Genomic DNA, 13346 nt, shown 5'->3' with positions numbered 1-13346 from the left:
GCCCGCTCCCACAGGGATCTTCGTTGGGATGAAGATCGCTTACAAAATCCGAACGCGCAACGAGCGGCCCTTGATCTTGCCTTCGCTCAAGCGCTGCACAGCCTGCTTGGCGATGCTGCGGTCCACGGCCACGTAGGCCTGGAAGTCGAAGATGGCGATCTTGCCGACCTGGGCACCCGGCACGCCGGCGTCGCCGGTCAGTGCGCCGAGGATGTCGCCCGGACGAACCTTGTCCTTGCGCCCGGCACCGATGCACAGGGTGCTCATGGCCGGCAGCAGCGGACCACCGCCCTGGGAGGGCAGGTTGCTCAGTTGATCCCAGCTCAGCGGCGACTTCTGCAGCAGCTCGATGGCCTGGGCACGGTGCGCTTCGGACGGCGCCACCAGGCTGATCGCGATACCTTTTTCACCGGCACGACCGGTACGGCCGACGCGGTGGATGTGGATTTCCGAATCCCGGGCCAGCTCGACGTTGATCACCATGTCCAGCGCATCGATGTCCAGGCCGCGGGCAGCCACATCGGTGGCGACCAGCACCGAGGTGCTGCGGTTGGCGAACATCGCCAGGACCTGGTCACGGTCACGTTGCTCCAGGTCACCGTGCAGGCCGACGGCAGAGATGCCCTTGGCGGTCAGGTGGTCGACGGTTTCCTGCACTTGCTGCTTGGTGAAGCAGAAGGCCACGGTGGACTGCGGACGGTAGTGCGCAAGCACCTTGACCACGGCGTCCATGCGCTCTTCCGGGGAAATCTCGAAGAAGCGCTGTTCGATCTGGCTGTCGTCGTGGAACGCCTCGGCCTTCACTTGCTGAGGGTTGCGCATGAACTTGGCGGCCAGTTGCTTGATGCCCACCGGGTAAGTGGCGGAGAACAGCAGGGTCTGGCGGCGCTCCGGGCTCTGGGCAATGATTTCTTCGATGGAATCGTAGAAACCCATGTCGAGCATGCGGTCGGCTTCGTCGAGGATCAGCGTGTTCAGGCCGTGCAGGACCAGCGAACCCTTGCGCAGGTGTTGCTGGATGCGGCCCGGGGTGCCGACGATGATGTGCGCGCCGTGCTCCAGGGAGCCGATCTGCGGGCCGAATGACACGCCGCCACACAGGGTCAGGACCTTGATGTTGTCTTCGGCACGGGCCAGGCGACGGATTTCCTTGGCAACCTGGTCGGCCAGTTCGCGGGTCGGGCAGATGACCAGCGCCTGGCAACCGAAGAAGCGCGGATTGATCGGGTTCAGCAGGCCGATACCAAAGGCGGCGGTCTTGCCGCTGCCGGTCTTGGCCTGGGCGATCAGATCCATCCCCTTGAGGATCACCGGCAAGCTTTGCGCCTGGATCGGCGTCATCTCGGCATAACCCAAAGAGTCGAGGTTAGCCAGCATGGCGGCGGACAGCGGCAAAGTATTAAAAGCGGTGGCGATGGTGGTCACGGGACTGGCCTGCAAAACAAAATGTCGCGCAGTGTACCAGCCCGGTGGCCATTCGCCCTAAGGTTCGATGTGCTGTTCCGGACGTTTGACGCGCCGTCCGTCTTCTCTGGACAGCTGGGAGAAGATCGTCGCGGCCAGCATCGCCATGATGCCCACGGTGACAAAGGTCATCTGGAATGCCCCGAGAATGGTCTCCACGCCATCGTTGCCGACCTCTGCGGTAAAGCCGCCAAGCAACGCACCGGCACAGGCTACCCCAAGGCTCAGGGACAGTTGCGCGACCACCGACAGCAGGCTGTTGCCGCTGCTGGCGCTGGCGTCGTCGAGGTCGATCAGGGTCACGGTGTTCATCGCGGTGAACTGCAGGGAGTTGATTGCCCCGAGAACTCCCAGGTGCACCAGCAACAGCCAATATGGCGTCTGCTCGCTGACCAAACCCATGCTTGCCAGCATGATCCCCAGCGCCAGGGTGTTGCCGGTGAGCACGATGCGGTAGCCAAAACGCTCGATCAACGGTCGCGCCACCGACTTGGCAAGCATCGCGGCCGCGGCCAGCGGCAACATGCTCATCCCGGCCTGGGAGGGCGAATAACCCAACGCCACTTGCAGCAGCAACGGCACCAGGAACGGCAATGCACCGCTGCCCAGGCGGGCGAACAGGTTGCCCAGGATGCCCACCGCAAAGGTCCGGGTCTTGAACAGCGACGGCGCGAACAGCGGATTGTCGATGTGTCCGGCCCGCAGCCAGTAGGCCGCCAGGCAGGCCATGCCACCAAACAGCAGCAACATCACCCGCAGGTGCGGCAGGTGCAGTTCGCCCAGGCCTTCCATGGCGATGGTAATCAGCACCATGGCCGCGCCGAACAGCACGAAGCCCAGGCCATCGAAACGCGTTCGCTCACTGCCCCGCAGGTCGGGGATGAACTTCCAGACGGCGTAGCAACCGACCAGGCCCACGGGCAGGTTGATCAGGAAGATCCAGTGCCAGGTCAGGTACTGCACCATCCAGCCGCCCATGGTCGGCCCGATCAGTGGGCCGAGCAGACCGGGAATGGTGATGAACCCCATGATCCGCACCAGCTCCGAACGCGGGTAGGCGCGCAGCACCACCAGGCGCCCGACCGGCAGCATCAAGGCGCCGCCCAGGCCTTGGATCACCCGGGCGCCGATCAGCATGCTCAGGGTCTCCGATAGCGCGCAGAGCAGAGAGCCAAAGCTGAACAGCAGGATCGCACCGAAGAAGATCTTCTTGGTGCCGAAGCGGTCGGCTATCCACCCCGAAGCGGGAATCAGCAATGCCACGGTGAGCATGTAGGCAATGATCACACCCTGCATGCGCAATGGGTCTTCGGCCAGGTCGCGGGCCATGGCGGGCAGGGCGGTGTTGAGGATGGTCCCGTCGAGGGACTGCATGAAAAACGCAATCGCCACCACCCAGGGAATCCAGCGGGCGGTGGTGGCGTCCAGGTCAGGGCGATTGGGCATGGGACCTCTAGGCATTATTTGATGACATCAGCCGCAGAGCGATGGAACCCCTGTCGCGGCTGGCGAACGCAGGCTTCGCCAGCTGCTACGGATTGTGTTTACAGGGTCAGGGTCAAGCGGCTGACCAGCGCGCCTGGCAGCAACGCCGATGCCGTGGCGCGCTGGTCGTAGGTGCTGGCCGACAGAATCAGCTCGCGCTCCTGGGTCAGCGCTTCCAGTTGCGAGCCCAGCAGGCTGTAGGCGCTGTCGTCGAAACGCATGGTGCTGACCGGTGCCTGGATCTCGCCGTTCTCGACCCAGAAGGTGGCGAAACGGGTCATGCCCGTCAGGCGCGCGGCCGGCTGGTCCGAGTAGTTCAGGTACCACAGGTTGCTGATGTACAGGCCGGTACCCAGTTGCTTGAGAATCTCGGCTTCGGGCAAGGTGCCGGCGGCCATGTTCAAGGCGCTGGGCGACTCACCGCCGCCGGCACCGTTGGCGGTCAGGCCATACTCGGCAGCGCTGCGCGAGCTCACCAGTTGTTCACCTGCCGCGCCGGCGACAATCAATGCCAGGTCGCTGCGTGGGTAGCCCTCGCCGGAAAATGCCGGGCTCAGGGAACCGCTGACTTTCTCCGCAAGATCCAGCAGCGGGCTGAAGTGCTGGTCGCCGCCGTAGAGTTTTTGCAACGGACTGCTTTTGCTGGCAATCGACTGCGCCGAGAACCCACCCCAGCAGAGCATGCCGAGAATCTCGTCGAGCGCGGCCGGTGCCAGGTAGGCCCGGTATTGCCCGGGTGCCAGGGTATGCAGGGGGCGGCCCAGATACTCCAGTTGCTCGCGCGCCTGTTCGAAGCGCTTGGCAAAACCGGCATCGCTCCAGTCGTGCCCAGCGTAGCTGGCCTTTACCGCCTGGCCGTTGGCGTGGAATAGGCTGAAATCGAAGTTGAAGCTGTTGGCCTGGTGCCAACCGAAAGCCCCAGCCGAGCTGGCGAAACCCCGGCTAATGGGGCCGGCGGCATAAAAACCGACCAGGTCCAGGCCTTCGGCCGCGCGGGCGATCTGTTCCACCACCTGGGCGGTGTCTGGCAGCGGATGCTCCTGCACTTGCTTGCTCTGCCAGCCATTGTGGTTGAGCAGCAGGTACGGGTCCGGTGGCAGCAAGGGCAGGGTCTCGCGCAATTGCTGCAGACCCTCGGCCAGACGCAACTGGTCGACTTGCGGGTCGCCGGCCAGGGTGATGTTGAGGTCGGCATGCCGGCCCTCGTCGATCAGCTTGAAGCCCAGGCTGGCCTGTTGCACCTCTCCGGCCTGGCGCACCTTGGCGTGGTTGAAGCGTACGAACGCCGAGGATTCGGCGGCATAGCTCAAGGTGAATTGCTCCGACTCGCGCAGGGCGCTGCGCAGCCACGACACCAGGGCCTTGAACTGTTCGACCTGACTCAATGCGCTGCTCATCAGGCATCTCCCCCAAACACATCAATGTTGCTGAATACGCAGGCTGGCGAGGCATGACCCACGCGGATCACCTGGTTCGGTTCGCCTTTGCCACAGTTCGGCGTGCCCAGCACCTTGAGCGTACTGCGGTCGCCTACGGCACTGAGGTTGTTCCAGAACTGCGCGCTGATGCCCCGGTAGTTGGGGTTCTTCACCACGGCCTTGAGTTCGCCGTTCTCGATCAGTTGGCCCCACTCGCAGCCGAACTGGAACTTGTTGCGCGCATCGTCGATGGACCAGGAGCGGTTGGTCGACATCAGCACGCCGTGTTCGATGCCGTCAATCAGTTGTTCCAGGGACTGCTCGCCCGGTTCGATGTTGAGGTTGGCCATGCGGTCGATCGGCGGCCGATTCCAGCCGCAGGCGCGGCTGTTGGCGACGCCGTCGAGACCGGCGCGAAACTGCGACAGCGCACCGCCCAACGGACGCTCCAGCCGGCCCTCGCGGATCAGGAACTGCTTGCTGGCGGCAGTACCGTCGTCGTCATGGCCGTAGCTGGCGAGCTCTTCGGGAATGTCCGGGTCGAAGGTCACGTTGAGCAGCCGGGAACCATATTGCAGGTGGCCGAAGTCGCTGGCCTTGACGAAGCTGGTGCCGGCGTAATTGCGCTCGTCACCGAGGATGCGGTCCAGTTCCAGCGGGTGGCCGATGGATTCGTGAATCTGCAGCATCATCTGGTCGGGCATCAGCAGCAGGTCGCGCGGGCCTTGCGGGGTGTTGGGGGCGAGCAGCAGTTGCAGGGCCTGGTCGGCGACCAGGGGGCCGGCGCCGATCAGCCCGCAACGACTGATGACGTCGGCGCTGCCTTGCTGGCCGAAGTTCTCGCGGCCCAGGCTGCGGGTCTGGCTGTCATTGCCGTCGTAGGCGGTGACGTCCAGGCCCGGGTAGACAAAGCGTTGCGCCTGGCGCAGTTCGGCGCCGGCACTGTTGAGGTAAATCTGCTCGACATGGTTGATGCCGATGCTCACCTGCCAGTTCACCAGACGGTCGTCCTTGGGCACGGCGGCGGATTCGGCGCCGAGCAGTTGGTAGCACTCGCTGAGGGACGGGAAGGGCTGTTGCAGATCCGGTGACAGGTAGTCGCCACGTTCGCTGGAGACGGTGTGCTGGCGCAGATCGAGCAGGGCGTGGGCCGCGAGCGCGCGGGCCTGTTGTTCGGCGCGGTCGAGGGCGGCCTGCAGGCCGGCGGGCGACAGGTCGTTGGTCGCGGCATAGGCCTCGACGCCATTGACCCGGGCGGTCAGCATCGCGCCTTCGTCGCGGCTCAGGTGAGGTGGCTCGGCGACGTTCTTGCGTACCGACAGGTACTGGCCAGACTCGCGCACGTAGCGCAGCGAAAAAAATTCAGCGCCGGTGCGCAGGGCAGCGAAGCGCTGCTTGAGCTGGGGGTGGAAATCGAACATGCACGAACCTCCTTGTGGGTTGGATCACAGGTTTTGTGATCCAACCTCGAACCTGTGGGAGCGAGCTTGCTCGCGATGCTTTTGGCGTCAGACCGGGCAACCCTTGGCGCGCAGGATGGCGTCGAAACGATCCGGGTCCAGGGTGCCGGCTTCGATAGCGGCAAGCGTAGCCTGTTCGCGGGCCAGCAGGTCGTGGCAACGCACCAACAGTTCCGGCAATTCGGCGCGGGCAGCGGCGACGACGCCGTCACCGTCGCCGATCATCAGGTCGCCAGGTGCTACCAGCATGCCGGCGCAGGAGATCGGTACGTTGATCTCGCCACCACCGTCGGTGCTCGGGCCCCGGTGCACGCCACCGATGGCATAGGCCGGCAGCTCGCCGGTCTGCCATTCGTCGAGGTCGCGCAGGGCGCCGTTGATCACCACGCCGACGATACCGGCCTTGAGCGCCATGGCGCGCATGATGCCGCCGAACACGGCGCGGGTCAGGTCGGCGCTGCCGTCGATCACCAGTACGTCACCGGGACGGGCCATCTGCATGGCCTTGAGGATCATCAGGTTGTCGCCGGGGCGTACGCGCACAGTCAGGGCACTGCCGAGCATCGGTGCATTGCCATGGAAGGCCTTGAGCCCCAGGCCTCCGACGTTGCGTCCCAGGCAGTCACTGACTGCGGCGGCGGGGATCTTGCTGAACTCGGTCAGCCATTTTGGATCGAGGGGTTCTACGTTGGGATTGATCAGATAGCCGGTGGGCCATTTGCTCGAAGACACGACATCAAACATGAGTAAGCCTCGTGGCCAGCCAGGTGGCGGCTTGTCGGTGGGGCGGGGGGTGAAACGTTTGCGCGGTGCCTAGAGTAGGCCGGCGCGGGGGGTGGGGGCAAGGGTGGGGCGGTGTAGGCGGGGGATGAGTAGCGTTGGGTAGCAGGCCATCGCGGGCAAGCCGCAAGCGGGCGCCCGCTCCCACAGGTTCTTGGGTCGACACAACATGTGTGGACACACCTGGATCCTTGTGGGAGCGGGCGCCCGCTTGCGGCTTGCCCGCGATAGACGCGCGGTGATCTAACTATTACTGCGCGGTCCGGCTCACTTCTCGCAGCGGCTTGCCACGTACCGGGGCGTCGCCCGCGACGTAGTACTTGGCCTGGCTGCGTGGCAACGGCTGGCGACCGCGGATCTTGTCGGCGATTTTCTCGGCGATCATGATCGTTGGTGCGTTCAGGTTACCGGTGGTGATCAGCGGCATGATCGAGGCATCGACTACGCGCAGGCCCTGCATCCCGTGGACGCGACCTTCACCATCGACCACTGCCATCTCGTCGGTGCCCATCTTGCACGAGCAGGACGGGTGGAACGCGGTTTCGGCGTGTTCGCGGATGAAGGTGTCCAGTTGCTCGTCGGTTTGCACCTCGATGCCCGGGCTCAGCTCGCGACCACGGAACGCGTCCAGGGCCGGTTGTTGCATGATTTCCCGGGTCAGGCGGATGCCGTCACGGAATTCCTGCCAGTCCTGCTCGCTGGCCATGTAGTTGAACAGGATGCTCGGGTGCTGGCGTGGGTCCTTGGACTTGACCTGGATCCGCCCGCGGCTTGGCGAGCGCATGGAGCCCATGTGTGCCTGGAAACCGTGCTCTTTTACCCCGTTGCTGCCGTTGTAGTTAATCGCCACCGGCAGGAAGTGGTACTGGATGTTCGGCCACTCGAAGTCAGGACGGGTGCGGATGAAACCGCCGGCTTCGAACTGGTTGCTGGCGCCGATCCCGGTGCCGTTGAACAGCCACTCGGCACCGATGGCCGGTTGGTTGTACCAGAGCAGCGAGGGGTACAGGGACACCGGCTGGGTGCAGGCGTATTGCAGGTACAGCTCAAGGTGATCCTGCAGGTTCTCGCCCACGCCCGGCAGGTCGTGAACTACTGGGATGTCCAGGCTTTCCAGGAGCTGGGCCGGGCCGACGCCGGAACGTTGCAACAGTTGCGGGGACGCAATCGCGCCGCTGCACACCAGCACTTCCTTGCGGGCACGGGCTTCAACTCGCTCTTCGGCGCTGCCGACCAGGTAACGCACGCCGACCGCACGCTTGCCTTCAAACAGAATCTTGTCGGTCAGGGCGTGGGTGACGATGTTCAGGGTCGAACGCTTCTTGGCGGTGTCCAGGTAGCCGCGAGCGGTGCTGGCGCGACGGCCTTTAGGCGTGACGGTACGGTCCATCGGACCGAAACCTTCTTGCTGATAGCCGTTGAGGTCTTCAGTGCGGGGGTAACCGGCCTGTACGCCTGCTTCAACCATCGCGTGGAACAGCGGGTTGTTGCCGGCTTTAGGCGTGGTCACGCTGACCGGGCCTTCGCCACCGTGGTAGTCGTTCGCGCCGATGTCGCGGGTTTCCGCCTTGCGGAAATACGGCAGGCAGTCCAGGTAGGTCCAGTCTTCCAGGCCAGGGATCTTGGCCCAGCCGTCGTAGTCCATGGCGTTGCCACGGATGTAGCACATGCCGTTGATCAGGGACGAGCCACCCAGGCCCTTGCCGCGACCGCATTCCATCCGGCGACCGTCCATGTGTGGCTCTGGATCGGTTTCGTAGGCCCAGTTGTAGCGTCGGCCTTGCAGCGGGAACGCCAGGGCTGCGGGCATTTGTGTGCGGAAGTCAAAACGATAGTCCGGGCCGCCGGCTTCCAGCAGCAGGACGGTGACGCCTTCGTCTTCGGTCAGACGGGTCGCCAGGGTGTTACCGGCCGAGCCGGCACCCACAATGATGTAGTCGTATTCTTGGGACATTGGATGCACCCTCTTTGATAGTGGTCAGGTCAGGCCGGGTGAGTGCTTTGCACTCAATCGCCAGCAGGCTGGCTCCCACAGGGGATTGGGGATGCCACAGATTTGGTGCATGACACCAAACCTGTGGGAGCCAGCCTGCTGGCGATGACGGCCTCGCAGGCGAGGCGATTGACGCCTTAGAACACCGAGGCGTAATCGCCCAGTTCGACCTGTACCGATTTGATGCGTGTGAAGTTGTTCAGCGAGCTGATGCCGTTCTCACGGCCCACGCCCGACTGCTTGTAGCCACCGACCGGCATCTTGGCGTCGGATTCGCCCCAGGCGTTGATCCAGCAGATACCGGCTTCGAGCTGATGAATCACGCGGTGGGCGCGGTTCAGGTCCTTGGTGACGATACCGGCGGCCAGGCCGAAGTCGGTGTCGTTGGCACGACGGATCACTTCTTCTTCGGTTTCGTAAGTGAGGATGCTCATCACCGGGCCGAAGATTTCTTCACGCACGATGGTCATCTCGTCGGTGCAGTCAGTGAACACGGTCGGTGCCACGAACGCGCCCTTGGCGAATTCGCCTTCGGTCAAGCGGTTGCCGCCGCACAGTACGCGGGCGCCTTCTTCCTTGCCCTTGGCGATGTAGCCCAGCACGCTTTCCATGTGGGCGAAGCTGACCAGCGGGCCGAAGTTGGTGTTCTCGTCTTGCGGGTCGCCCACACGGATGCGCGCAACACGCTCGGCGATCTTGGCTTCAAAAGCGGCTTTCAGGTGGCTCGGCACGAATACGCGGGTGCCGTTGGTGCAGACCTGACCGGAGCTGTAGAAGTTGGCCATCATGGCGGTGTCGGCGGCGCGATCGAGGTCGGCGTCGTCGAAGATGATCAGCGGGGACTTGCCGCCCAGTTCCATGGTCACGTCCTTGAGCGAGGAGCTCGAAGCGCTGGCCATGACTTTCTTGCCGGTGTCGGTGCCGCCAGTGAAGGAGATCTTCTCGATGCGCGGGTGCTCGGTCAGCCAGGTGCCGACTTCACGGCCGCTGCCGGTCAGGACGTTGAACACGCCATCTGGAACGCCGGCTTCGGTGTAGATCTCGGCCAGTTTCAGGGTGGTCAGGGACGTCACTTCACTCGGCTTGAAGATCATCGCGTTGCCCGCCGCCAGGGCCGGGGCGGATTTCCACAGGGCGATCTGGATCGGGTAGTTCCATGCGCCGATGCCGGCCACGACGCCCAGCGGCTCGCGACGGGTGTAGACAAACGAAGTGGTGCGCAGCGGGATCTGCTCGCCTTCGATGGCGGGTACCAGGCCGGCGTAGTATTCCAGCACGTCAGCACCGGTGACGATGTCGACGTAGCGGGTTTCGGAGTACGACTTGCCGGTGTCCAGGGTTTCCAGGGCGGCCAGTTCGTCGTTGCGCTCACGCAGGATGTCGACGGCGCGGCGCAGGATGCGCGAACGCTCCATGGCGGTCATCGCGGCCCAGATCTTCTGGCCTTTTTCGGCGCTGACAACGGCGCGTTCAACGTCGTCGAAAGTGGCACGTTGCACGTTGGCGAGAACTTCACCGTTAGCCGGGTTGATGGCTTCGAAGGTGGCGTCGCTGCCAGCGTCGGTGTAGCCGCCGTCGATGTAGAGTTTTTGCAGTTCGAAACGGGCCATAAAGTCCTCGCAAGTGCATAAGTGGTTGGCGTTGGTCGCAACGGTGCTGCCTTATTGATGTGGCATCACCGATCCGCGACAGTTCAGGGGCTGAGCGTTTTATGTGTGCTCTAGCACGCCTGCTTGGCCAGTTGGAAATCCATGTATTCGTACGCAATCTGGTGCGCTTGCGTGGTGTCGAAAGCATCTCCCGACAGCGCGCCGCGCAACCACAGGCCGTCAATCAGGGCTGCCAGGCCGCGGGCTGCACTGCGCGCTTGATCAAGCGGCAACACTCGGCGGAACTGGCAGCACAGGTTGGAATACAAGCGGTGATCGTTGATCCGCTGCAACCTGTGCAAAGACGGGTGGTGCATGCTGGTGGCCCAGAAGGCCAGCCAGGTTTTCATTGCCGGGCCATTGACCTGGCTGGCGTCGAAGTTGCCTTCGATAATCACCTGCAGGTGTGCCCGCGGGCTGTTGTCCTCCAGCGCCTGACGGCGCGCAGTGACGTTCTCGCTGAGGACGCTCATCAGGTACTGCGCCGTGGCGGCGATCAGGCCGTTCTTGTCCTTGAAGTAGTGACTGATGATGCCATTCGAGACACCAGCCAAACGGGCGATCAGCGCAATGCTGGCGTCCCCCATACCGACCTGATCTACGGCCAGCAAGGTGGCTTCGATCAATTGCTGGCGGCGGATGGGTTGCATACCGACCTTGGGCATCTGCACATCTCCTTAGGCCTTCCGACAGGCGCAAAACGTCTGTCGGATTGAAGGCCAGTCTATTTTGTTTTGATTGAACGTTCAATCAACAAAGAATAAGATCTGCGACAAATCGTCGCTACCTACAGGTTTTTCCTACGTACGGTTGGCGGAAAAACGGCATCCAAAAATGCTCGAAACCCACGCGCTCTGGCGCTTGCGGGCTTCGGGCTTTTTTCGGGGTGTCTTTATATCACCCGTCGGTCGGCTGCCCACTAACCGATTAGTCGGGTGCTGCTTTGCCTTGTGTCCTTCTCCCGCACTGCCTGGAGCATCTGTGCAATGAGTTCTGCCTCTCTGATAAAGACCCCACCCGAGAAGGTGACGGTCAACGGTTGGGTGTTCTACACCTCTACCGCGTTGATCCTGCTGTTGACCGCCATTCTCATTGCCGCGCCGCAAGAAGCCGGGAGAATGCTGGGGATTGCCCAGGCCTGGTTGTCGCGCAGCTTTGGCTGGTACTACATGGTGGTGATCGCCGCCTACCTGGTGTTTGTGGTCGGCCTGGCGTTTTCCTCCTACGGCAAGCTCAAGCTGGGCAGCAAGGACGATACCCCGGACTTCAGCTATGGCGCCTGGGCCGGGATGCTGTTCTCGTCCGGTATCGGCATCTCGCTGTTGTACTTCGGCGCATCCGAGCCTCTGGATCACTACTTCAACCCGCCGGAAGGCGTGGCGGGCAGCCAGTTGGCCGCGCGCCAGGCAGTCCAGTTGACGTTCCTGCACTGGGGCCTGCACGGCTGGGCGATCTACGCCCTGGTCGGCCTGGCCGTGGCGTACTTTGCCTACCGTCACAACCAGCCGCTGGCGCTGCGTTCTGCGCTCTATCCGCTGGTCGGCGAGCGCTGGGTCAAGGGTGCGGCCGGGCATGCGGTGGACGGCTTCGGCATGTTCGTGACCCTGCTGGGCCTGGTGACCAACCTGGGGATTGGCTCGCTGCAGGTGTCGTCGGGGCTGGAGAACCTGTTCGGCATGGAGCACAGCAATACCAACCTGCTGATCGTGATCATCGTGATGAGCACCGTGGCGACCATCGCGGCCGTGTCGGGTGTGGAAAACGGCATTCGTCGGCTGTCCAACCTGAACATCGTGCTGTTCAGTGGCCTGCTGATCTTTGTGCTGTTGTTCGGCCCGACCCTGCACCTGCTCAACGGTTTTGTGCAGAACGTCGGTGACTACCTCAACGGCGTGGTGCTGAAGACGTTCGACCTGTATGTGTACGAAGCCGACACCGCCAAGTCCGAGCGCTGGCTGGGCCTGTGGACCCTGTTCTACTGGGCCTGGTGGATTTCCTGGGCTCCTTTCGTCGGCATGTTCATCGCGCGTATTTCCCGTGGCCGGACCGTGCGTGAACTGGTCGCCGGTGTGCTCCTGATTCCGCTGGGCTTCACCTTGGCGTGGCTGTCGATCTTCGGTAACTCGGCCCTGGACCTGGTGATGAACCAGGGGGCGGTGGAGCTGGGCAAGACGGCACTCGAGCAGCCGTCGATGGCGATCTATCAGTTGCTCGAGCATTACCCGGCATCGAAAGTGGTGATCGGGGTGTCGATCTTTGTCGGCTTCGTGCTGTTCCTGACCCCGGCCGACTCCGGCGCGGTGATGATGGCGAACCTGTCCTGCAAGGGCGGCAACGTCGATGAAGATGCGCCGCACTGGCTGCGGATCTTCTGGTCGGTCGTGATCACCCTGGTGACCATCGGCCTGTTGTTCGCCGGTAACTTCGAAGCCATGCAAACCATGGTGGTGCTGGCCGGGCTGCCGTTCTCGGTGGTGCTGGTGTGCTTCATGTTCGGCTTGCACAAGGCCATGCGCCAGGACGTGCAGATCGAACAGGAACAGGCCGAGCTGGCGGCGCGTGGTCGTCGTGGTTTCAGTGAGCGGCTGACGGCACTGGAACTGCAACCGACCCAGGCGATCGTGCAACGTTTCATGGACAAACACGTGAGCCCGGCGCTGGAAGACGCGGCGGTGCAGTTGCGCACGCAAGGGCTGGACGTGCAAACGCTGCTGGGCAAAGCCAAGCGCTGCATGGGCCTGCGGATCGAGATGGAAGAGGGCAACCCGTTTGTCTACGAAGTCAGCCTGGACGGTTACCTGGCGGCGCCAAGTGAATCGCCGAGCCCGGACGAAACCCGCACCCGTTACTACCGCGCCGAGGTGTACCTGCACAACGGCAGCCAGGAGTACGACTTGATGGGCTTCACCCAGGATCAGATCACCCGTGACGTGCTCGATCAGTTTGAAAGCCATCGGCAGCTCCTTGGCCGTGTCTATAGCTGAGTTTCGATAAGGCGCGGTGTTTCATCTTAAGCACTGCGCCGTATTCATCGCGGGCAAGCCCGCTCCCACAGGATGAACACCGTCCTTGTGGGAGCGGGCTTGCCCGCGATGGC

General features: G+C 63.2%; 9 protein-coding genes. 1 reads left to right on the top strand and 8 read right to left on the bottom strand.

The window, feature by feature from the left end; genetic code table 11:
- Positions 1–39: 39 nt before the first annotated feature.
- The 8 genes from dbpA to betI all read right to left on the bottom strand — a co-directional run bounded on the left by dbpA (position 40) and on the right by betI (position 10914).
- A complete protein-coding gene (dbpA, locus tag PspS04_RS25485; RefSeq protein WP_237235031.1) occupies positions 40–1377 on the bottom strand; it encodes an ATP-dependent RNA helicase DbpA in 1338 nt (445 codons plus the stop codon).
- Between the two features lie 105 nt (positions 1378–1482).
- Complete coding sequence (mdtD, locus tag PspS04_RS25480) at positions 1483–2910, bottom strand: multidrug transporter subunit MdtD (RefSeq protein ID WP_095164406.1); 1428 nt, start codon at positions 2908–2910, stop codon at positions 1483–1485.
- Between the two features lie 98 nt (positions 2911–3008).
- Positions 3009–4346, bottom strand: a complete 1338-nt coding sequence (locus PspS04_RS25475; RefSeq protein WP_159998337.1) for a TldD/PmbA family protein — start codon at positions 4344–4346, stop codon at positions 3009–3011.
- Positions 4346–5788: a TldD/PmbA family protein gene (locus tag PspS04_RS25470; RefSeq protein ID WP_159998335.1), complete on the bottom strand. Its 1443-nt coding sequence runs from the start codon at positions 5786–5788 to the stop codon at positions 4346–4348. The genes PspS04_RS25475 and PspS04_RS25470 overlap by 1 nt, the downstream gene beginning before the upstream one ends.
- Before the next feature lie 87 nt (positions 5789–5875).
- Positions 5876–6571, bottom strand: coding sequence for an RraA family protein (locus PspS04_RS25465; RefSeq protein ID WP_095147478.1), 696 nt, complete (start codon positions 6569–6571; stop codon positions 5876–5878).
- A gap of 286 nt (positions 6572–6857) precedes the next feature.
- The gene (gene betA, locus PspS04_RS25460; RefSeq protein ID WP_159998333.1) at positions 6858–8561 is read right to left on the bottom strand and encodes a choline dehydrogenase; all 1704 of its coding nucleotides are present in this window, start codon (positions 8559–8561) and stop codon (positions 6858–6860) included.
- Between the two features lie 176 nt (positions 8562–8737).
- Positions 8738–10210 (bottom strand): betaine-aldehyde dehydrogenase, encoded by a 1473-nt coding sequence (gene betB / locus PspS04_RS25455; protein ID WP_095164398.1) that lies wholly within the window; start codon positions 10208–10210, stop codon positions 8738–8740.
- Between the two features lie 110 nt (positions 10211–10320).
- Positions 10321–10914 carry a transcriptional regulator BetI gene (gene betI, locus PspS04_RS25450; protein ID WP_159998331.1) on the bottom strand — a complete coding sequence of 198 codons (594 nt, stop codon included), beginning with the start codon at positions 10912–10914 and terminating at the stop codon, positions 10321–10323.
- Between the two features lie 378 nt (positions 10915–11292).
- Here betI and PspS04_RS25445 point away from each other — a divergent pair, with 378 nt between their 5' ends.
- Positions 11293–13233 carry a BCCT family transporter gene (locus PspS04_RS25445; RefSeq protein WP_237235030.1) on the top strand — a complete coding sequence of 647 codons (1941 nt, stop codon included), beginning with the start codon at positions 11293–11295 and terminating at the stop codon, positions 13231–13233.
- Positions 13234–13346: the final 113 nt, after the last annotated feature.

Source organism: Pseudomonas sp. S04 (assembly GCF_009834545.1).
Taxonomy (GTDB): domain Bacteria; phylum Pseudomonadota; class Gammaproteobacteria; order Pseudomonadales; family Pseudomonadaceae; genus Aquipseudomonas.
This window is presented reverse-complemented; position numbering and strand designations above follow the sequence as displayed.

Bases quoted from the DNA above. Each gene is read 5' to 3' on its own strand.
- dbpA (WP_237235031.1), bottom strand. From the start codon at position 1,377: ATGCTGGCTAACCTCGACTCTTTGGGTTATGCCGAGATGACGCCGATC.
- mdtD (WP_095164406.1), bottom strand. From the start codon at position 2,910: ATGCCCAATCGCCCTGACCTGGACGCCACCACCGCCCGCTGGATTCCC.
- PspS04_RS25475 (WP_159998337.1), bottom strand. From the start codon at position 4,346: ATGAGCAGCGCATTGAGTCAGGTCGAACAGTTCAAGGCCCTGGTGTCG.
- PspS04_RS25470 (WP_159998335.1), bottom strand. From the start codon at position 5,788: ATGTTCGATTTCCACCCCCAGCTCAAGCAGCGCTTCGCTGCCCTGCGC.
- PspS04_RS25465 (WP_095147478.1), bottom strand. From the start codon at position 6,571: ATGTTTGATGTCGTGTCTTCGAGCAAATGGCCCACCGGCTATCTGATC.
- betA (WP_159998333.1), bottom strand. From the start codon at position 8,561: ATGTCCCAAGAATACGACTACATCATTGTGGGTGCCGGCTCGGCCGGT.
- betB (WP_095164398.1), bottom strand. From the start codon at position 10,210: ATGGCCCGTTTCGAACTGCAAAAACTCTACATCGACGGCGGCTACACC.
- betI (WP_159998331.1), bottom strand. From the start codon at position 10,914: ATGCCCAAGGTCGGTATGCAACCCATCCGCCGCCAGCAATTGATCGAA.